Genomic DNA, 20,494 nt, shown 5'->3' with positions numbered 1-20,494 from the left:
TGCGGGTGCTGGAGGCCGAGGGGTTCCTCGATGTGGTGGCCCGGCGGGGTGCTTTCGTGGCGAAGTTGTCGGCTCGGCAGGCTGATGATCTCTTTCATGTCCGGCTGGCGCTGGAACCACTCGGTGCGCGGCTCGCGGCGTCGGTCGGGGATCCGGAAACCGCTTTGCTCGAACGCTCCTGGGCGATTCTGGACCTGGTCCGCGAGCACGGGCCGGACCACGATGTCGACGACCTCGCCGACCTGCACACCGAGTTGCACTCGCTGATCTTCGAGATGACCCGGAACAATTATCTGATCGCGATCGCGATCCCGATGGTGAAGCGCGGCCAGTGGTTGCTCCGGCAGAGCGCGCCGCTGCAGAACCCGGCTGCCTGGACCGAGCACGACGGCCTGATCCGGGCGATCGAGGCCGGTGACCCCGATCTGGCGGAGGCGGCGGCCCGTCATCACGTACTGCGGGTCCGCAACTCGCTCCGCCCCCACCTCGACCCTGCCTGAGCACCGCCCGACGGGTCTCGTATACAAAACGGGCTCTGTGGCAGAGTCGGGGAGGTGACGGAGGTCCAGGTACCGGTCGAACTGCTTCCCGGTCTGCGGCGTGCGCGTGATGTTGCCGACCGCAACTACGCGGAGCCGCTCGACCTGGACGAACTCGCTGCCGCGGCCGGCGTCTCGAAGTACCACTTCCTGCGGTGTTTCGCGGCCGAGTACGGCGAGACGCCGATGCAGTACGTGGCCCGGAGAAGGATCGAGCGGGCCACGGATCTGCTCCGGGCGACCAACCTGACGGTGACGGAGGTGTGCGGGCTGGTCGGGTACAGCAGTCTCGGGACGTTCTCCCGGCGGTTCACCGAGTTGGTCGGGATCAGCCCCTCGGAGTACCAGCGAACCCAGGTAGGTGCGCGGATCCCCGGCTGTTTCGTGTTCATGCTGGGACTGAACTCCGCAATTCCGGAGAAGCCACCCGGGCTCCGCGAACCGTAGCGTCGTACCGGCAGGCAACGACGAGGAGGAACCTTGATCACCAACGTGCACCTGGTCACGGTCTACGTGAACGACATCGACGAGTCGAAGGCGTTCTACACCGACACGCTCGGCTTCGTGCTCAAGAACGACATCACGCTGGGCCCGGATTTCCGCTGGTGCACGGTCCACCAGCGCGACCACCCCGAACTCGAGTTGGCGTTGATGATTCCCGGTCCGCCGATGGATCCGGAGTCGGCCGAGTCGATCCGCCGGATCATGGCCAAGGGCATGATGCATGGCGTCGGCGTCCGTACGGACGACTGTCGCAAGACCTTCGACGAACTGGTCGCCAAGGGGGTCGAGTACATCCAGGAACCCTCCGATCGCCCGTACGGCGTGGAGGCGGTACTCCGCGACAACTCCGGCAACTGGCTCGTCCTGGTGGAGCAGAAGCCCTACACGGCAGCGGACTTCGCCGAAGAGACCTGACCCACCGCTTCTTGACTCCGCTTGTTTGTATCAATACAGTTGGTACAAACAAGCTGGAGATGGGGGTTGGGTCCAATGCTGCAAGGGTTGCTCTTGTTCCTCGGCACGTCGGCCGGGTCGGTCTGGATGTACCTACGGCGGCGGACGGCGGCCGAGCGAGAGACCGCCAAGTTCCTCGAGCGAGCCGGCCTGCCCTTCGAACCGGAGCTGATTGCCGCGACGCAAGCAAGGTTCGAGCAGCGGCAGCAGGCGTTCGCCCTTGGGAGCGTGGCCGGCTCGATTCCGGGGACGGCGGCCTTCATCTGGCTGGACGCCGGCCCGACCGCGCTGGCCTGGTGGGCGGCATTCCTTGTTGCCGGCATAGGGCTCGGCGTCTGCGCCCTGTACGGCGCGGTGGTCCGGGCAGGTCGTGCTGATGGTCCACGGACGGCTGCCTTGCGACAACGCCGCCTGGTGGACTTCCTCAGTCCGACGCAGGTCGTTCTGCAGTACGGATTCCTGCTGCTGCCCGCGGTCACTGGGGTGCTGGGCATCCGGATCCTGATCGATGGAAATCGCACCGGCTGGGGCTGGGGCCTGATAGCCGCAGCTGTCGGCGCCGTCTTGCTCGTGGTCGGTGCGGCCGCCCTGCAGCGCTGGGTCATCCAGGTGAATCAGCCCGCCGGCCAGGTGGTCGAGCTTCGCTGGGGTGAGGCGATGCGGTCGGTGATGCTGCGTGATCTGGCCGCCGTCATGGTCGGGGCCAGTTGGGCGCTGGGTGGCTGCACGGTGATGTTCGCGGTCACTGATCGGCCGGACGACTTCCCGGCGTTCATGGAGCCGGTCGCCTACAGCGTGTTCCTGGTCAGCACTCTGGTGTTCATCTGGATGAGTGGCGCGGCTTCGACCGGCCGGACTCTGCGGCGGTCGCAGCAGGTGATCCAGTGATCATCTCGGTCGATCCGGCTGCGGCGCGGCCGCCGTACGAGCAGGTGAAGGTGCAGATCGAGGAGTCGATCCGTCGCGGCGACCTCGCACAGGGGACGAGGTTGCCGACCGTGCGGCAGCTCGCTGGGGACCTCGGGCTCGCGGTCAACACCGTCGCTCGGGCGTACAAGGAACTCGAGGCCGACCGGCTGGTCGAGACCCGTGGCCGGAACGGGACGTTCGTGCTGGCTTCCCGCAGTCAGGTGGACGACGAGGAGACCCGAGCCGCGGCGACCGTCTTCGCCCGGGCCGCCCGCCGGGCCGGGCTGAGCGTCGCGGAGGCGGCCCAGATCCTGCACCAGGCCTGGTGAACGGAAACGATTCCAAAATACTCACGGACAACGTTGTCCGAGGTATGTACACGCGCCAGGGCCGTTGTTAATCTGCCCGTCACTTGACAGCGATGTCAACGACAGGGGAGTGGTCACGATGGTCTCGAGACGAGCGTTCCTGGCGGGTAGCGGTGTGGTCGCGGCCGGCGGCTTCGGGTTGATCCCGACTCAACCGGCCGCGGCGGCTCAAGGGGGTGCGGCGAAGCGCCTCCTACCGGCTTTCAACAGACCGAAACACCTGTACTACGGGGATGTCAGCAAACTGAGCGGCGGCGACCAGACCCTGCTCACCACGCTGCAGGGCATCGTGAACCGCAGCGGTCCCGAGCTCTACTTCCTCTTCTCGCCAGGTGGCGAGGACGGCGTCGACGCCCGCTGGCTGCGCAACACCGGCCTGCCCACCACCCGGTACGCCGATCCGCTCGAACTCGTGGCCCGGTACAAGAAACGTGTTCGCGGCGCGATCCTGCACGACCCCGCGGTCCCGGATTCCCTCAACGTCGCCACCACCCTCGCGGGGCTCGAGGACGCCGTGGTCGCGGATGCCGCCCAGGCACAGGCGCACGGACTCCGCATCATCAAGGACCTGCGAGGCGTCTTCGACGGCGACCGGGTGAAGACCTACCGGTGGCAGCTGGACAACCTGTTCCCGCGGGCGACGCACAGGTTGCTCGCCGGCCTTCCGCCGACGATGGTGGTCCAGGAAGAGAACCTCACGTGGCGCGAGATCGCCAGGGAAACAAGGCAGATTCGCGACTCGTCGAACCGGGGCAGCTACACCCTCGACGTATCTCCCGCGCTCGGCAAGGAGGCGGTCTACGTCCGCTTCCAGGACTCCTTCGGCGACGACGGCTGGGGTCCTTCGGTCGCCTCCGTCTCGGCGAAGGCCAACGGCGTGGAGCTGGCGAACTTCCTGCCCGGCACCGCGGCCGAAGCCCCGTTCCTGTTCGACGGGCTGAACTCCTCGATAGGTGGCGAAGGCAACAGGTTCAGCGATGGCGGCGGCTACTTCATCTACAAGTTCACCCCGCCGGCCGGGACCACCTCCCTGACCGTCACGGTGGAGATGTGGAATCAGTACCTGGTGACCGCCACCGACACCGCGCCGACCCGGATCGAGCCGTTCCCTTACTTCCGGGACTACGTCGTCGCGACCAAGGCGCTGGTGAGTTGGCTGCCGCCGAACGGTCCGACGGGTGAGCTCCTGAAGGAACACTTCGACAAGGTCGCCCCGACCACGCCGTACGCCGGCTGGTTCTCCAACGACGTGGCAGGGGAGTGGAGCGGGGTCGATCTGGCCGCGCAAGGTGGTTCCGAGGTGCTGCCGGCCGACTTCTACATGAACGGCACGGTGCACTCGGGGATCAGTGCGCCGATCTCGGACAAGGTCCGCAAGTTCACCCGGATCCAGCCGAAGAACAAGGTCTATCTGACCTTGACGTTCGGCGAGGGCGACAACGTCCAGTACTGCCAGCGGCACATGCGCGACCTGTGGGACGACCCGCGGCGTGGTGAGGCGCCGGTCAACTGGACGGTCAGTCCGCTGCTCGCCGACATCGGTCCCGGCCTGCTGAGCCATTACCAGCGCACCGCGACCAAGAACGACCTGCTGGTGTGTGGCCCGTCCGGAGCCGGTTACACGTATCCCGGCGCCTGGCCGGCGGACCAGGTGGACGACTACCTGGCGTTGTCCGGGCGGTACATGCGCAGTACCGGTATGGACCTCGTCTACGCCTACAACCATCGCGAGAACGACCACTGGGTGCCGTTCTCCGAGGCGATCGGCCGCTCGTACGCCAAGCACACGCCGGTCCGCGGCATCATTCAGTCCTGGGAGGCGGGCGATCTGCTCGTACGCCGCGGCGGAGTACCGGTGATCGGGAACTTCTCCCCGCCCGGGAAGGCCGCGGAGTACAAGGCAGCGCTGGACGCCCACATCGCCGGGTGGACCGGCGATGAACCGCTGTTCATCGCCGGCGGCGTCAACGCCTGGTCCTGGACGCCCTCGGACGTCGCGGAGCTGGCGAAGTTGCTCACGGCACCTTATGAACTTGTCCTCGGCAACGTCTTCTTCGACGTCCTGAACCGCGTTCTCTGACCGGGTCTACCAGCGATGCGCCACGTCGACGACGATGCGGCTGTGGGAGCCGGGGCCGGCGAGGGTGAAGACGCGGAACGGGAGGCGAGCGCGGACGCCCAGACCGATCGTGGTCTGGCCCTCGAAGCTGCCGCCCGAGGCGACCTGCCGGAAGGTGCGGTAGCCGCTGACATTCGTCAGTTCCTTGCGGTTCGCCGGGCGGTAGGTCGGGCGGCCGGCATCATCGTACGCGGGTCCGTGCACGATGATCTGCAGCTTGGCGCCACCACGCAGCGGCACCAGGAAGCCGGATCCGTCCTGGTAGACGTTCCTCACGTAGCTGACGTCGTAGCCGACGCCCTTACCGGCGACATCGAACACGATCCGGTCGAAGCAGGCGTGCCGGCCGGTCCGGACCCCTGTCAGTGCTGCCAGGCTCGGTCTGATCTTTGCCTCACGCAACGAACCCCAGTGGGTGGAGCAGGTCGCGGCTGATGCCTGTGCTGCCGTCCCCGTCGTCGTTTTGGCGACGGCGCTCGGTACGGCGACCGCGGCTACCGGGAGGGCGGCGACTGCCAGCACGGCGAGCGCGGTTCGGAGCTGTTTGCGAGTGGTGAAAATGGTGCTCATGATGTCCCCCTTTTGGACAACTGTTAGACGCCCTGCCAGTGGGCATTAGTTGGCGTCTTGAGGTGGTGATTTCCGGTGCGCGAGTGACCACCTGCTGCGACCGGACGGTGCCCGGTAGGGCGGTCAGAAAATCTCTTGCCGGGCAGGGCACGATGAGGGGATGACCCCGGATGAACTTCTCGCTGTGTTCCACCGCCGGATCCGGCTACCCGACGCCGACGCCATTCCCGGCTGGAAGCAGGAACTGGACGGCCTCGTGCACCGCTCGTACGACGAAGGGCCGGGCGGCAGCGGGTTCATCGAGACCCCGCGTGGTCTCGGCGACGACCCGGACGCGGTGATCGCGGCGCAGGTCGAGTTCTTCCGCGGCAAGGGACTGCCGTTCGAGTGGAAGACCTACGCCTACGACGAGCCGGCGGATCTCGGTGACCGTCTGCTCCGGCACGGATTCGTCGCCGATGACCGGGAGACGCTGATCCTCGGCGAGGTCGACCGGATCCTCGAGCGGCCTCTCGCCCTCCCGTCGAAGGTGGTGATGCGTGACGTCGAGGACCCCGCAGACTTCCACCGGATCGCCGTACTGACCGACTCGCTGTGGCACAGCGGGTTGCAGCGGATCGAGGAGCAGCTGTCCGCCGAGTCGCGGATGTTCCCGGACCGGCTGACGGTGACGCTGGTCGAGGAAGCGCTGAAGGGGCCCGAAGGACCGGCGCTGACGGCCGCGTGGATCCGCTTCCACCCGGGGACGGGGTTCGCCAGTCTCTGGGGCGGAGGCACCTTGCCGGAGTGGCGGCGGAAGGGGCTGTACAGCGCGATCCTGGTGCACCGGGCCCGGATCGCGAAGGACCGCGGGTACGAGTTCCTCCGGGTGGACGCCTCCGAGGACTCCCGGCCGATCCTGCAGAAACTCGGCCTGCACGCGGTCACCACGACCACGCCGTACACCTTCAAGCCCTAACACGCGGGGCTGGTGGACGGAACGACCGGGTGAGGTTGTACGTTGCGGAGACCATGGCCATGAAACTGACCTCGCGCTTCCGCCGGCTCCTGCAGCGCCCCGGCTCGATCGACCTCAGTCCGTACGAGAAGCTCACCGCAGCCGTCACCGAGGCGGACGAGTCGGTCCAGGCTCTGTCCGACGACGAGCTGACCGAGGTCGTCAAGGAGATGCGCAAGCCGGACGGGCTGGACGAGGACGACCTGATCGAGTTCCTCTCGCTGGCCCGGGAGGCGGGTCACCGGGCGATCGGTGAGCGGGCGTTCGACGGCCAGATCGTCGGCGCGCTGGCGCTGCTGCAGGGCCGGATCGTCGAGATGGCCACCGGTGAGGGCAAGACCCTGGCCGGGGCGTTCGCCGCTGCCGGTTATGCCGTGGGCGGCCGCAAGGTGCACGTGCTCGCGGTGAACGACTACCTCGCTCAGCGCGACGCGGAGTGGATGGGCCCGCTCTACGAGCTGCTGGGAGTCTCCGTCAGCCACATCGGCCAGGCGTCGACCCCGGAGGAGCGGCGGACGGCGTACGAGGCCGAGGTCTGTTACGCGCCGGTGAGCGAGGTCGGGTTCGACGTACTGCGCGACCGACTGGTCGACGACGTCGCGGACCGGGTCTCCGCCAAACCGGACGTGGCGCTGGTCGACGAGGCCGACTCGGTGCTGATCGACGAGGCGCGGGTGCCGCTGGTGCTCGCCGGTGCGACCAGGTCCGAGGAGCTCGACGACGACGTGGTGCAGCTCGTCCGCAAGCTGCGTGCGGGCGTCGACTATGAGGTCGACGGAGACGGGCGGACGGTCGCGCTGACCGACAAGGGCACCGATGTGGTCGAGGCTTCCTTCGGTGACATCAACCTGTACGACGACGAGAACCTCGAGCGGATGACCCAAGTCAACGTCGCGCTGCACGCCGAGGTGCTGCTGCGCAAGGACGTCGACTACCTCGTCCGTGACGGCAAGGTTCACCTGATCAACAACAACCGCGGCCGGATCGCCAAGCTGCAGCGCTGGCCCGACGGTCTGCAGGCCGCGGTCGAGGCCAAAGAGGCCGTGCCGGTCAGCGACAGCGGTGAGATCCTCGACAGCATCACCGTGCAGGCGCTGGTCAGCGGGTACCCGAGGCTGTGCGGCATGACCGGTACCGCGGTCGTCGTCGGCGAGCAGCTCCAGGAGTTCTACGAGGTCGAGGTGGCGGTGGTCCCGCCGAACAAGCCGAACATCCGGATCGACGAGCCGGACCGGCTGTACCTGAGCGTCAAGGAGAAGAACGCGGCCCTGGTCGAGCACATCGCCGAGGTGCACGAGACCGGACGCCCGATTCTGATCGGGACGCACAGTGTGGAGGAGTCCGAGCAGCTGAGTGAGCTGCTGGAGACCGCCGAGGTGCCGCACGTCGTACTGAACGCGAAGAACGACGCCGAGGAGGCCGCGATCGTGGCGGAGGCCGGTGTGCCGGAGACGGTCACGGTGTCGACGCAGATGGCGGGTCGCGGTACGGACATCCGGCTGGGTGGGCGCGACGGGTCCAACGGCAAGGAGCGCGCGGCCGAGCTGGGCGGGCTGTTCGTGATCGGGACTGGTCTGCACGCATCGCGCCGGTTGGACGATCAGCTGCGCGGTCGGGCTGGGCGTCAGGGCGACCCGGGTGGGTCGCTGTTCTTCGCGAGCCTGGGCGACGAGCTGGTCACGCGGTACTCGATCACGTCGGGGCTGCGGCCGTCGCCGGACGAGAAGGGGCGCCTGACGGATCGCAAGGCGCTCGCGATGCTCGAGCACGCGCAGCGCGTGGCGGATGGCGCGAACGCGGAGTTGCACCGTACGACGTGGTCCTACCACCGGTTGACCGGGCAGCAGCGGGCGATCCTGCTCGACACCCGGGAGAAGGTGCTGACCGAGGATCTGGCGGCCGAGGAGTTCGCCGAGCGGGCCAAGGAGCGGTACGAAGAGCTGGTCGAGGAGATCGGGGAGGACGTCGTCAAGGACGCCGCCCGGCGGATCGCGCTGCATCACCTCGACCGGCGGTGGGCGGACCACCTGGCGTACCTGGCGGATCTGCGCGAGGGGATCCACCTGCGGTCGCTGGCGGGCGGGATCGTGCATCTGAAGCCGATCGACGAGTTCAACAAGTCGGCGATCGCGTCGTTCGACACGCTGATCGAGGACGCGTGGAAGGACGCCGCCGAGACGTTCACGGAGGCGGAGATCACCGCGGACGGGTTCGACGAGGAGGCCAGCGGGGTGCCGCGGCCGACGGCGACCTGGACGTACCTGGTCAACGACAACCCGTTCGGCACCGAGGCGGACCGGATCCTCGGACGCCTCCGCAACGCGATCAAGCCGGAGTCGGAAGCACAGTCCGAGGAGATCCCGGCCGAGGTCTTCGACGAGGAGGACCTTCCGGAGGAACTCCGCGACCTCGGCGAAGACGAACTAGCCGACGACCTCCCCGAGGAACTACGGGATGCGGCCGACGACGATGACGACGAAGACAAGCGCGACAAGAAGTAGGTGCCCGGCCGCACCACCTGCCTGGCCGGGGTAGCTCCCATTCGCCACGTCCGCGCAGTACAGGCGGGCGGCGCGGCGAATGGGAGCAGTTGTGGGGCGGGGAGTCAGTCAGTTGGCCGACCCCGCCTCTTTCAGAAGTTCGGGAGTAGGGACTTGGGGATGTAGGCGGCTACCAGTTTGTTGCCGTCTACTGCTTCGGCTATGACGAAGTCGACTGCGACGCTGCAGAGGGCGTAGGCATCGGCGGTACTGAGAGCTCCCTTCGTCACCTCTCGCAGGTAGTTGATCGCTTCGGTCGCCGCGATCTGGAGCGCCACGTCCAGGTCGGCGTCGATGCCCGTGGTGAGCATGTGGCCGGGTAGTTCGGCCCGCGGGTAGGTCAGCGAGGCGCCCTTGCGGACCTTGAACTGCGCGGTGAACGACATCGAGTGCTCGACCGCGGTCTGGTCGATCTCACCGTGTCCCTGGGCACCGTGCGTGTCGCCGATGTAGAACTGCGCGCCCGGCCGGAACACCGGCAGGAACAGGGTCGACCCTGCGGTCAGGTCCTTGATGTCCAGGTTGCCGCCCCACCGGTTCGGCGGGTTGGCGGAGACGAAGCCCGCGTCGGCCGGCGGCGCGACCCCGGTGATGCCGGCGAAGGGCTTGAACGGGACCCGGATCCCCGGCGCGAACTGGTAGTACCGGTTGTGCTTGTCGAGCGTGAGCAGCCGGGTCGAGCGTTCGGCAAGCAGCCCTGACAACACCCCGCTGCCGGGACCCGTGCTGTTGATGCCGTACGGGACCCGGGGAGCTACGTCGAGGATCTTGATCTCGAGGACGTCACCAGGTTCGGCGCCCTCGACGTACAGCGGGCCGGTGAGAACGTGGCCGCTGGAACCGGGAGTACGCGGGATGGTGGCGATCTCGACCAGTTCGGGCAGCACCTGGTCGGCCGGTACGCCGAGCGCCTCGAAGTACGGGATGGGACCGCCGACCGCCGAGGCGCCCGACTGGTTCACCGCGTTGATCTTGACGACCGTCCCGGATCTGACGGTGAGCACTGAGGGTCGGTCGATGGGGAACCAGCCCCACAGCGAGTTCTCCTTGGTGGCTTGGAGCAGTACGTCGTACTTGTGCTTGCCTGCGATCCCCTGCTGAACAGGGGTCGCCGAGGCGCCTTCGGTGGTGAGAGCGGTCCCGAGGGTGAGACCTGCGCCGGCCGCGGTGGCTGCCTGCAGCACGCGGCGCCGGCTGAGTCGCGAGCGGGCGACCTGGTTCGAATCGTTCCGTCCAGATGAGGTGGGCGGTTGCACTGATGACCTCCGTGTCAGGGGTTACAAACAGATACGACCCTGTCCGGGATCTGTTTCCTACATCGATGCAGAATGTGTCGGTTTCGTTAAATTGTTGAACAAGACGGCGAGAATCGGAGTTGTCGGTCCGGCTGGGTAGGGTCAGGGTTGTGAGTGATGGTTTGTTCGATCTGCCTGGTGCGGTTGCTCCTGCCCGTGGGGGTGGGAGTCTGGCCGATGCCGACCACACGTCGGCGCCGCTGGCCGTGCGGATGCGGCCGCGGAGTCTGGACGAGTTGGTCGGGCAGCAGCACCTGCTGGCGCCTGGTTCGCCGTTGCGGCGGCTGGTCGAGGGGGACCAGCCGATGTCGTTGCTGCTCTGGGGTCCGCCCGGCACCGGCAAGACCACCATCGCGGCTGTTGTCTCGCATGCCACCAACCGGAAGTTCGTCGAGCTGTCCGCGGTGACGGCCGGGGTCAAGGACGTCCGCCAGGTGATCGACGGAGCCCGGCGTGATCTGGCCCGCCCGGGCAAGACCGTCGAGACCGTGCTGTTCATCGACGAGGTCCACCGGTTCACCAAGGCGCAGCAGGATGCGCTGCTGCCGGGTGTCGAGAACCGCTGGGTCACGCTCGTCGCGGCAACCACGGAGAACCCGTTCTTCTCGGTGATCTCCCCGCTGCTGTCGCGATCCCTGCTGCTGACCCTGGAATCACTGACAGACGACGACATCGCAGTACTGCTGGATCGGGCGCTGACGGATGAGCGCGGGCTGAACGGGGAGTTCGAGCTCGCTCAGGATGCCCGGGATCACCTCCTGCGGATGGCCGGTGGTGATGCGCGGCGCGCGCTCACGTATCTGGAGGCGGCCGCAGGCGGTGCGAAGGCGAAACAGGTCGAGCCGACCCGTAGTACGGGCTCTGAAGACGACAACGCGGCCGAGCCGGCACTCATCGATTTGAAGACGCTGGAGACGGCGGTGGATCGGGCCGCCGTGCGGTACGACCGGGCCGGGGACCAGCACTACGACGTCACGTCAGCGATGATCAAATCGATCCGCGGTTCGGACGTGGATGCGGCGATGCACTACCTGGCCCGGATGATCGAGGCGGGGGAGGACCCGCGGTTCATCGCCCGGCGGCTGGTGATTTCCGCGAGCGAGGACATCGGCATGGGCGACCCCACCGCACTGGGCGTGGCGGTCGCCGCTGCCGACGCCGTCCAACTGATCGGTATGCCCGAGGCCCGGATCAACCTGGCGCAGGCGGTCGTCGCCCTCGCCCTGGCGCCGAAGTCGAACGCGGTGATCATGGCGATCGACTCCGCCATCGCCGACGTCAAGGCGGGCAAGGTCGGCCCGGTCCCACCCCATCTACGCGACGCCCACTACGCCGGTGCGAAGAAGATCGGCCACGGCTCGGCGTACCAGTACTCCCACAACGACCCCCGCGGCGTGGTTCCCCAGCAGTACGCCCCGGACGTCGTCGACGACGCGGAGTACTACAAGCCCACCCGCCGCGGCGGCGAAGCGGCGTACGCCGACCGCCTGGCCAACATCCGCAAGATCCTCAAGGACCGCTAGATGGACCGGGTCAAGAACCACATCGACGCCTTCAACCAAGCCGTCACCACCGGCGACTGGACCACATTCGCCACCCGTTTCGCCGAGGACGCCCGAATGACCTTCATCGGCGTACCGGCCGGCCCCTACGTCGGCCGCGTCGCGATCACCGAGGCCTACCAGACCAACCCACCCACGGACACCATATCCCTGCTGGACTCCCCGTCCGACGAGCAGGCGCGATTCGAGTGGTCCTCCGGCGGCACCGGCACCATGAACCTCACCTGGACCCCGACCAACCACCTCGCCACCCTCACCATCACCATCACCTTCGGCTGACCCCCTCGGGCTTGCTCTTCGCCGAGTGTGAGGACCGGGTCGCCGGTAAGGGCTTTCCGGCGACCCGGTCCTCACATTCGGCGGCACGGTTGTCGCACTCGATGGGGAATCCCGCGCGCAGGGGCTCCGGGGTGGGGCGATCGGCACGGTGGCTTCGGTGGCGGGGTGGTTGTGGATGACTGCGGGCGGGGAGAGGGGAGGTTGCAGCAGAGTGTGGGGATGGTGGTTCAGGTGGATGCGCGGGCGCTGGCTCGGCGGCGGAAGGTACTGCTTGCGAGCGGGATAACCCGGGCGGCGTTGGAGTCGGCCGGCTGGACGTCGCCGCACTTCGGCTATCACCGGTCGACCCAGGTGAATGACCCGATCCGTCAGCGGATTCTCGATGCCGTGGCGGTGATGCCCGATGGCGGTGCCGTCGGAGGTTGGGCCGCCGCATATCTCCAAGGTGCCACCTATCTCGATGGTGGTTGGGGTCACCCAGCGGCGATCGGAAGCGGTCTCGGACAGCCGGTCCTGCTAGTGGTTCCACCGAACACGGTGGTGAACCGGCCAGGCATCACGACGCTACGAGCGAAGCTGGACAACGATGACGTCGTCGATGTCCGGGGCATCCGGTGCACCACAGCGATCAGAGCCGGCTACGACCTCATGAGGCTGGCGCCCGATGTCACCGAGGCCGTGGTGGTAGGCGATTGCCTCCTTTACGCCGGCCTCACGACGGCAGAGCAGATCACGCAGTACGGCGCCGCGCATCCCGGGCGTCGTGGGGTCCGCCAGCTCAAGAAGGCGTTGCCGCTTCTGAACGGAGCCGCGGCCTCACCACCTGAGACCCGGCTCAGACTGCTCTGCCTGGATGCAGGTCTGCCACCTCTGCTGGTGAACGCACCTGTGTTCGACCTCGAGGGAAACTTCCTCGGCATCATCGATCTGCTGGAACCTCGCGCCGGACTCGGTCTCGAGTACGACGGGGCGCAGCACCGGGAACTCGGCCAGCATGCCGCCGACAACCTCCGGGAAGAGCGGCTCGAGGCCAATGGTCTGGCGATCGTGAGGGTGACCTCGCTCGATCTGGACGACAGCTCCGCCACCCTTGCCCGGATCCAGGAGGCCCACCGACGACGGTTGTTCAGGTATGCGGTCGGTGAGACCTGGACGTATCAGACCCGCGCGGCGGCATGAGGTTTGGTGAGCGACTGTGATGTGGGGGAAGGTGTCCTGGGGCGGGGTGGTTTCGGGCTGCGCGGTAAGGTCGGGCGGTCCACGAGGTCTGAACGGGAAGGTGGATCGTTTTCCATGAGCGTCGGTGAAGTGGCGGGGTTGATAGCGGCCCTCGCACTGCTCATCCTGGTATGCCTGCTGGCGTATCCGATCCTGAAGCTCGGCAAGGTGCTGGACGAGACCCGGATCATGGTCAAGGGGGTCTCGGACTCGAGTATCCCGCTGCTCGGTGAGGTGACCGAGACGGTGGCGACCACGAACGCCCAGCTGGCCAAGGTGGACACCATCACGGACAACGCGACCACCGTGACAACCAATGCCGCCGCTCTGACGTCTTTGTTCGCGGCGACCGCCGGTGGTCCACTGGTGAAGGCTGCAGCTTTCACGTACGGCGTTCGCCGCGCGCTCGGTGAGAACCAGCGCAAGGACGTGTCCCGCCGGGTGAAGGAAGAGATGAAGGCCGAGCGCAAGGCGCGCAAGCGCGGTGACGTCCGGTGAAGCGGATCCTGTGGTTCGTGATCGGGACGCTGGTCGGCGTCTATGTGGTGACCCGGCTGAAGAAGCGCGCCCAGGCGCTCGCGCCCGAGGGCCTGCAGCAGTCGGCGGAGAAGCTGGCGAGCGCGATCCGGCACTTCGGCGACGAGGTGCGGGCCGGGATGGAAGAGCGGGAGGTCGAGTTGCGGGACGCGCTCGGCATCGACGAGACGGCAGACCGATCCCAACGAGCACAGCGTGAGGACTACCGGTAACACCCATGGAAACCAGTGAGATCAGGCGGCGGTTCCTGCAGTACTTCGAGGACCGCGGGCACACGGTGGTCCCGAGCGCGCCACTGCCTTCGCCGGACCCGAACCTGCTGTTCAACGTGGCCGGGATGGCCCAGTTCGTGCCGTACTTCGTCGGCCAGCAGACCCCGCCGTACCCGCGGGCCACCAGCGTGCAGAAATGCGTCCGGACCCTCGATATCGAGGAGGTCGGCAAGACCACCCGGCACGGCACGTTCTTCCAGATGAACGGCAACTTCTCGTTCGGCGACTACTTCAAGGAACAGGCCGTCCAGTACGCCTGGGAGCTGGTCACGAAGTCACAGAGTGACGGTGGTTACGGCTTCGACGAGTCCGTCCTGTATGCCTCGGTGTACTACGAGGACGACGAGGCGATCGACATCTGGAAGCGGGTCGCCGGGCTGCCCGACGACCGGATCGTCCGGCTCGGGATGAAGGACAACTTCTGGTCGATGGGCATCCCCGGTCCGTGCGGTCCGTGCTCGGAGATCCTGATCGACCGCGGCCCGGAGTTCGGCGCCGACCGCGACTGGGAGGCGGGCGACCGCTACCTGGAGTTCTGGAACCTCGTGTTCATGCAGAACATCCGCGGTGAGGGCGGCGGCAAGGAGGGCTACCCGATCCTCGGCGAGCTGCCGAAGAAGAACATCGACACCGGCCTCGGCCTCGAGCGGGTCGCGTACCTGCTGCAGGGCGTCGACAACATGTACGAGATCGACGAGATCTACCCGGTGATCGAGCGTGCGTCGGAGCTGACCGGCCGCAAGTACGGCGTGGACCAGGTCGACGACGTCCGGTTCCGGGTCATCGCGGACCACGTCCGCAGCGCGCTGATGCTGATCGGCGACGGTGTCACCCCGGGCAACGAGCAGGGCGGTTACGTCCTGCGCCGCCTGCTGCGCCGGGCGATCCGCTCGGTGCGCCTGCTCGGTTACGAGGACCCCAGCCTGGTCGAGCTGCTCCCGGTCAGCCTGGAGCAGATGAAGAAGTCGTACCCCGAACTGGTGGCCGACTTCGGCCGGATCAGCCAGGTCGCGTACGGCGAGGAGGACGCCTTCCGGCGGACCCTCACGGCCGGCACGAGCATCTTCGACCTCGCGGTGAAGAACCTGAAGTCCGCAGGCAGCGCCCAGCTGGCCGGCGACCAGGCGTTCCAGCTGCACGACACCTACGGGTTCCCGATCGACCTGACCGTCGAGATGGCCGCCGAGCAGGGCCTGCAGGTGGACACCGACGGCTTCCGGGCCCTGATGAAGGAGCAGCGCGACCGGGCGAAGGCGGACGCACGGGCCAAGAAGGCCGGCCACGCGGACACCTCCGGCTACCGGGAGTTGCGCGAGAAGGGCGTCACCGAGTTCACCGGCTACCAGGAGTTGTCCACCGACTCCCAGGTGCGTGGGCTGCTCAAGGACGGCGTGGTCTCGACCGCCGCCGAGCAGGGCGAGACCGTCGAGGTCGTGCTGGAGAAGACCCCGTTCTACGCGGAGTCGGGTGGCCAGATCGCCGACGAGGGCCTGATCGTGGCCGACGGCGTGAAGCTGAAGGTGCTCGACGTCCAGCGCCCGGTCAAGGGCCTGATCGTGCACAAGGTGGAGGTCGTCGAAGGACTCCTGCGGCCCGGGCTCGACGTGCACGCGCAGGTCGACCACGAGTGGCGGGTCTCCGCGTGCCAGGCGCACTCCGGCACGCACGTGATCCACGCTGCTCTGCGGCAGGTGCTCGGCCCGAACGCGCTGCAGAGCGGTTCGTACAACAAGCCCGGCTACCTGCGGCTCGACTTCGCCTGGTCGTCGGCGCTGGACCAGGCGACTCGCAGTGAGATCGAGGAGGTCGCGAACCTCGCCGTACGGCAGGACCTGGCGGTTTCGGCGCAGTACATGACCCTGCCTGAGGCTCGTGAGTGGGGTGCGCTGGCTCTGTTCGGCGAGACCTACGACGAAGAGGTCCGGGTCGTGGAGATCGGTGGCCCCTGGTCGCGCGAGCTCTGCGGCGGCACGCACGTGAAGCACTCCTCGCAGGTCGGTGCGCTGACTGTGACGAGCGAGTCGTCCGTCGGTGCGGGTGTCCGCCGGCTCGAGGCCTTCGTCGGGATGGACGCGTTGCACTACCTGGGTCGCGAGCGCGCCCTGGTGCGGCTGCTGTCCGAGTCGCTGAAGGCCCGGCCGGAGGAGCTGCCCGCGAAGGTGGCCGATCTCGCCGAGCGGGTGCGGGTCGCGGAGAAGGAGCTGGAGAAGTTCCGCGCGGGTCAGGTGCTGGCCGCCGCCGGCGGGCTCGCCGCGAACCCGAAGGACGTCTTCGGCGTCGCGTACGTCGGCCACCAGGCGCCCGATGGCGTGAACGGTGGAGACCTGCGCAAGCTGGCGCTCGACGTACGGGGCCGGATGCCGGCTGACAAGCCCGCGGTGGTCGCCGTGCTGAGCGTGAACGACGGCAAGCCGGCCGTGGTGGTCGCGCTGAACGACACCGCGCGCGAGTGGCGACTCAAGGCGGGTGACCTGGTCCGGGTCGCGGCCGAGAAGCTGAACGGCCGGGGCGGCGGCAAGGACGATGTCGCGCAGGGTGGCGGCACGGACGCGAGCGGTACCGGCGAGGCGCTGTCCGCGGTCGAACACGCCATCGGCCAACTGGTCACCGGTTGAGGATGAGACCGCCGATGTGCCCCCTGCGCAGGGCAGACTGATGCGCCGGGGGGTGCGGGTCGCACTGGATATCGGCGACGCCAGGATCGGCGTCGCCAGCAGTGACCCGCACGGAATCCTCGCTACCCCGGTGGAAACGGTTCACCGCGGCCCGGGGGACCTGGATAGGATCGCGGGGCTGGTCACCGAACTGGAAGCGTTCGAGATCGTGATCGGCCTGCCCCGGTCGCTGTCCGGCGGGGAAGGGCCGGCCGCGATCCGGATCCGCGAGACGGCGGAGCTGGTCAGGAACAAAGTGCTGGAGGCAAACTCGGGAGCGGCGGTGCGGCTGGTGGACGAGCGGTTCACCACGGTCACCGCCGAGCGGATGCTGCGGGAGCGCGGGAAGAAGGGTTCCAAGCGGCGGGCCGTGGTCGACCAGGCCGCGGCGGTCGTGATTCTGCAACACGCGCTCGATTTCGAGCGTGAGACCGGCAACCCACCCGGGAGGCCCCTGTGAACGGACCATCGGTGGACGAAGACTTGAAGGAAGATCTCCACGAGGATCTCGGCCTGCGCCCGGAGAGTCGGACCGAGCGCCGGGCGAACCGCCGCAAGAGCCGGGCCCGCCGTGGCTTCGGCTGCTTCGCCGGGATCATGTCGCTGCTGGTCGTGGGGGCCCTGGTGGTCGGTGCAGCGCTCGGTTTCGGCAAGGGCCGCGACGCCATCGAGAAGCTGTTCGCCGCGCCCGACTACGAGGGTGCCGGTACTACCGCGGTGACGGTCGAGATCAGCAAGGGCCAGAGCTCCCAGTCCATCGCCGACACGCTCGAGAAGAAGGACGTGGTGAAGAGCGCCCGGGCCTTCGAGCGGGCTGCCCGTGACGATCCGCGCAGCCGCTCGATCCAGGCCGCGACGTACACGCTGAAGAAGCAGATGTCGGCGAAGGCCGCGCTGGAACTGCTGCTGGACCCGGCGAAGTCCGTTCTGGTCACCCGGGTCGGGTTCCCGGCCGGCAAGACCAAGCTCGAGATCACCGACATCCTGCAGAAGTCGAAGGCGGTCAAGCTGCCCGCGGGTGCGGCCGCCGCCGCGATGGCGAAGCCGTGGTCGCTCGGCCTGCCGTCGTACGCGAAGAACAACCCGGAGGGCTTCCTTTACCCGGGGACGTACGACGTGCCGAAGAATGCGACGGCGTACACGATTCTCAAGCTGATGACCACGCAGTTCGCCAAGGTCTCGGCCGAGCTGAAGCTGCCGCAGACCGCGCAGCGCAAGAAGCTGGATCCGTACCAGGCAGTGATCGTGGCCAGCATCATCGCGGCCGAGACCAACCGCAGTGAGGACTACCCGAAGGTCGCCCGGGTGATCTACAACCGGCTGCAGCGCAACATGAGGCTGCAGATGGACTCCACGGTTCACTATGTCGTCGGCAAGGACGGCAGCGTGTTCACCTCGGACGAGCAGCGGAACATCGACTCGCCGTACAACACCTACAAGAACCGCGACCTGCCGCCGACGCCGATCAACTCGCCCGGCAAGGAACCGTTGCGGGCGGCCCTGAACCCGGCGCCGGGTACCTGGCTCTACTTCACCCTGGTGAACCTGGACACCGGTGAGACGGCCTTCGCGTCGTCGCCCGAGGAGCACCAGAAGAACGTCGACAAGCTGCAAGCGTGGTGTGCGGCTCACGCCGGGCGCTGCTGATGACTCGTTGTGCCGTGCTGGGTAGCCCGATCGCCCATTCGCTGTCCCCTGCGATGCACCGCGCCGCGTACGCCGAACTCAGGCTGGACTGGCGGTACGACGCCTACGAGGTGGTCGAGAACGAGCTCGCATCCTTCTTGAGCACGCTCGGCGATGACGTTCGCGGGTTGTCCCTGACGATGCCGCTCAAGCGGGTTGCGCTGGACCTCGTGGACACAGTCGATCCTGTCGCGGAGCTGATCGGTGCGGCGAACACGATGCTGTTCGAGCCCGACGGATCCCGGTCGGCCCACAACACCGACGTACCGGGTCTGGTGGCTGCGTTCGCCGAGCGCGGGATCACGGGGGCGGACACAGCCGTAGTACTCGGGGGTGGTGCCACTGCGGCGTCCACCCTTGCGGCGCTGCGGGGGTTGAAGGTCAGCGAGGTGACTCTCGTCGTGCGGGACGTGTCGAAGGCCGAGCGGTTGCGGGATCTCGCGGCCGAGCTGGGGCTGAAGACGTCGGTGGCGGATTTCGCGCATGTCGAGCAGATCGGTGGGTTCGATCTGTGTGTGTCCACGCTGCCGGGTGGTGCGGTCGATCCCTGGGCGGAGCATTTCGCGCAGGTGGCGCCGGTGGTCTTCGACGTGGCCTATCACCCGTGGCCGACGCAGCTGGCGATCGTGGCTCACAGGATCGGTACAGAGCTGTTGAACGGCCTTGATCTGCTTGTGCATCAGGCGACCCTTCAGGTCGAGATGATGACAGGTAGGTCGCCCGCGCCCTTGGCGGCCATGAGGGCCGCAGCGCGTGAGGAGCTCGATGAGCGTGAGCCAAGTTGACCGCCGCACTGTTCTGAAGGCCGGACTGGCCGCCGCCCTCCTCACCACCGGCTGTTCCGACTCGAAACCGGCCAATGCCGGCCCGGGCGACGGCCTCACTGCCGCCGGACCTGACTGGAACGGCTTCCGCCGTGGACTGAACGGCAAGCTCTACCGGCCGGGCGAGACCGGGTACGCCGCTTCGCACCAACTGTTCAACCCTCGGTTCGACGCGATCCAGCCGGCCGGGGTCGTCCGGATCTCCACCGTCGACGATGTGCGCGAGTCGGTCCTGTTCGCCCGCAAGAACAAGCTGGTCTGTGTCCCGAAGGGCGGCGGCCATTCGTATGTCGGCGCGTCCACAATCGGCAACGGACTGGTGGTGGACGTCGGCTCGGCACACACCATCAGCTACGCCGACAACGTGGTGACCGTCGGCGCCGGCGCGAAGCTGTACGACGTCCACGTGCTGCTGGACAAGTACGGGCGATCCCTGCCGACGGGGACGTGTCCCACGGTCGGCATCGCCGGACTGGCTCTCGGTGGCGGCCTGGGCATCCATACCCGGACCTACGGGCTGACGAGTGATCGCGTGCTGTCGATGCAGGTGGTCACCGCCGACGGCGTCTTCCGCGACGTCAGCCCGACGCAGAACGCCGATCTGTACTGGGCGTTGCGCGGTGGAGGCGGCGGCAAACTCGCGATCGTCACGTCGTTACGGCTGGCCACGATCGGCGCGGGCAAGCTCGGGTTCTTCCGGCTGGTCTGGCCCGAGGCGAAGGCGGCCGCCGTGGTGCAGGGCTGGCAGAAGTTCGCGCACGATGCGCCGACGACGTCCTGGGGGAATCTCCATATCGTTGCTGAGAGCAACGGGACGCTGTCGATCCACGTACTCGGGGTCTCGACGACCGGCTCGGCGGCTGCCGCTGCGGCGCAACTGGAGTCGTTCGTCGGTTCCAAGGCCTCAAGTCGCTCGATCACCGTGAAGACGCACCTGGAGGCGGTGAAGTACCTGGGCGGCGGGACCACCAGCCCGCGGACCCCCTTCCTGGCCGGTTCCGACGTACTGCGTGGTCCGATGGACGCCGCGACCATCAACGGGTTGCTCGGCGCGGTGAAGGCGGCCGCCCGCGCGAAGGTGGAAGCCTCGGTGATCCTCGATCCGCTCGGCGGTCAGGCCGCGAAGCAGCCGGCCGGCGGTTCCGCGTGGCCGTGGCGATCGGCCCCC

20 protein-coding genes are annotated in these 20,494 nt (G+C 67.6%); 18 read left to right on the top strand and 2 right to left on the bottom strand.

Annotated features, from left to right (window positions below; translation table 11 throughout):
- The 6 genes from VFG33_RS16075 to VFG33_RS16050 form a co-directional block, all read left to right on the top strand.
- The coding region (locus VFG33_RS16075; protein ID WP_325053669.1) for a GntR family transcriptional regulator at positions 1–500 on the top strand (500 nt) is incomplete at its 5' end.
- Between the two features lie 54 nt (positions 501–554).
- The gene (locus VFG33_RS16070) at positions 555–986 is read left to right on the top strand and encodes a helix-turn-helix transcriptional regulator (protein WP_325053668.1); all 432 of its coding nucleotides are present in this window, start codon (positions 555–557) and stop codon (positions 984–986) included.
- A gap of 33 nt (positions 987–1,019) precedes the next feature.
- Positions 1,020–1,457, top strand: coding sequence for a VOC family protein (locus tag VFG33_RS16065; RefSeq protein ID WP_325053667.1), 438 nt, complete (start codon positions 1,020–1,022; stop codon positions 1,455–1,457).
- Between the two features lie 75 nt (positions 1,458–1,532).
- Positions 1,533–2,384: a hypothetical protein gene (locus VFG33_RS16060; protein ID WP_325053666.1), complete on the top strand. Its 852-nt coding sequence runs from the start codon at positions 1,533–1,535 to the stop codon at positions 2,382–2,384.
- Entirely contained in the window at positions 2,381–2,734 is a 354-nt protein-coding gene (locus tag VFG33_RS16055; protein WP_325053665.1) for a GntR family transcriptional regulator, read from the top strand. Before VFG33_RS16060 ends, VFG33_RS16055 begins: the two co-directional genes overlap by 4 nt.
- A gap of 118 nt (positions 2,735–2,852) precedes the next feature.
- Positions 2,853–4,853: a GxGYxYP domain-containing protein gene (locus VFG33_RS16050; RefSeq protein WP_325053664.1), complete on the top strand. Its 2,001-nt coding sequence runs from the start codon at positions 2,853–2,855 to the stop codon at positions 4,851–4,853.
- 6 nt (positions 4,854–4,859) lie between these two features.
- Here VFG33_RS16050 and VFG33_RS16045 read toward each other — a convergent pair whose 3' ends face one another.
- Entirely contained in the window at positions 4,860–5,462 is a 603-nt protein-coding gene (locus tag VFG33_RS16045) for an AMIN-like domain-containing (lipo)protein (protein WP_325053663.1), read from the bottom strand.
- 160 nt (positions 5,463–5,622) lie between these two features.
- On the opposite strand from VFG33_RS16045, the gene VFG33_RS16040 reads away from it, so the two are divergent.
- Together VFG33_RS16040 and secA2 are read left to right on the top strand one after the other, a co-directional pair.
- Positions 5,623–6,420 carry a GNAT family N-acetyltransferase gene (locus tag VFG33_RS16040; protein WP_325053662.1) on the top strand — a complete coding sequence of 266 codons (798 nt, stop codon included), beginning with the start codon at positions 5,623–5,625 and terminating at the stop codon, positions 6,418–6,420.
- Between the two features lie 59 nt (positions 6,421–6,479).
- Positions 6,480–8,960: an accessory Sec system translocase SecA2 gene (gene secA2, locus VFG33_RS16035; protein WP_325053661.1), complete on the top strand. Its 2,481-nt coding sequence runs from the start codon at positions 6,480–6,482 to the stop codon at positions 8,958–8,960.
- Positions 8,961–9,091: 131 nt separating this feature from the next.
- Here the strand turns inward: secA2 and VFG33_RS16030 are convergent, their stop codons facing one another.
- Positions 9,092–10,183 (bottom strand): acetamidase/formamidase family protein, encoded by a 1,092-nt coding sequence (locus VFG33_RS16030; protein WP_325053660.1) that lies wholly within the window; start codon positions 10,181–10,183, stop codon positions 9,092–9,094.
- Positions 10,184–10,404: 221 nt separating this feature from the next.
- On the opposite strand from VFG33_RS16030, the gene VFG33_RS16025 reads away from it, so the two are divergent.
- The 10 genes from VFG33_RS16025 to VFG33_RS15980 all read left to right on the top strand — a co-directional run.
- On the top strand, positions 10,405–11,817 hold the full coding sequence (locus VFG33_RS16025; RefSeq protein ID WP_325053659.1) for a replication-associated recombination protein A: 1,413 nt from the start codon (positions 10,405–10,407) through the stop codon (positions 11,815–11,817).
- Positions 11,818–12,135 (top strand): DUF4440 domain-containing protein, encoded by a 318-nt coding sequence (locus VFG33_RS16020; RefSeq protein ID WP_325053658.1) that lies wholly within the window; start codon positions 11,818–11,820, stop codon positions 12,133–12,135.
- A 219-nt stretch (positions 12,136–12,354) separates the two neighbouring features.
- Positions 12,355–13,314 carry an endonuclease domain-containing protein gene (locus tag VFG33_RS16015; protein ID WP_325053657.1) on the top strand — a complete coding sequence of 320 codons (960 nt, stop codon included), beginning with the start codon at positions 12,355–12,357 and terminating at the stop codon, positions 13,312–13,314.
- Positions 13,315–13,428: 114 nt separating this feature from the next.
- Positions 13,429–13,851 (top strand): DUF948 domain-containing protein, encoded by a 423-nt coding sequence (locus tag VFG33_RS16010; RefSeq protein ID WP_325053656.1) that lies wholly within the window; start codon positions 13,429–13,431, stop codon positions 13,849–13,851.
- The gene (locus tag VFG33_RS16005; RefSeq protein ID WP_325053655.1) at positions 13,848–14,102 is read left to right on the top strand and encodes a DUF6167 family protein; all 255 of its coding nucleotides are present in this window, start codon (positions 13,848–13,850) and stop codon (positions 14,100–14,102) included. The genes VFG33_RS16010 and VFG33_RS16005 overlap by 4 nt, the downstream gene beginning before the upstream one ends.
- A gap of 5 nt (positions 14,103–14,107) precedes the next feature.
- A complete protein-coding gene (gene alaS / locus VFG33_RS16000) occupies positions 14,108–16,777 on the top strand; it encodes an alanine--tRNA ligase (RefSeq protein WP_325053654.1) in 2,670 nt (889 codons plus the stop codon).
- 40 nt (positions 16,778–16,817) lie between these two features.
- A complete protein-coding gene (gene ruvX, locus VFG33_RS15995; RefSeq protein WP_325053653.1) occupies positions 16,818–17,276 on the top strand; it encodes a Holliday junction resolvase RuvX in 459 nt (152 codons plus the stop codon).
- Positions 17,277–17,287: 11 nt separating this feature from the next.
- Positions 17,288–18,463, top strand: a complete 1,176-nt coding sequence (mltG, locus tag VFG33_RS15990; protein WP_325053652.1) for an endolytic transglycosylase MltG — start codon at positions 17,288–17,290, stop codon at positions 18,461–18,463.
- Entirely contained in the window at positions 18,463–19,287 is an 825-nt protein-coding gene (locus VFG33_RS15985; protein WP_325053651.1) for a shikimate dehydrogenase, read from the top strand. The genes mltG and VFG33_RS15985 overlap by 1 nt, the downstream gene beginning before the upstream one ends.
- Positions 19,268–20,494 (top strand): FAD-binding oxidoreductase (locus VFG33_RS15980; protein ID WP_325053650.1); only part of this gene is annotated, 1,227 nt, incomplete at its 3' end. The genes VFG33_RS15985 and VFG33_RS15980, both read left to right, overlap by 20 nt.

The sequence above is a fragment of the Kribbella sp. genome, from assembly GCF_035687465.1.
Classification (GTDB): Bacteria; Actinomycetota; Actinomycetes; order Propionibacteriales; family Kribbellaceae; genus Kribbella.
The sequence above is the reverse complement of the archived record's forward strand: the minus strand, read 5'-3'. Positions and strand labels throughout refer to the sequence as shown.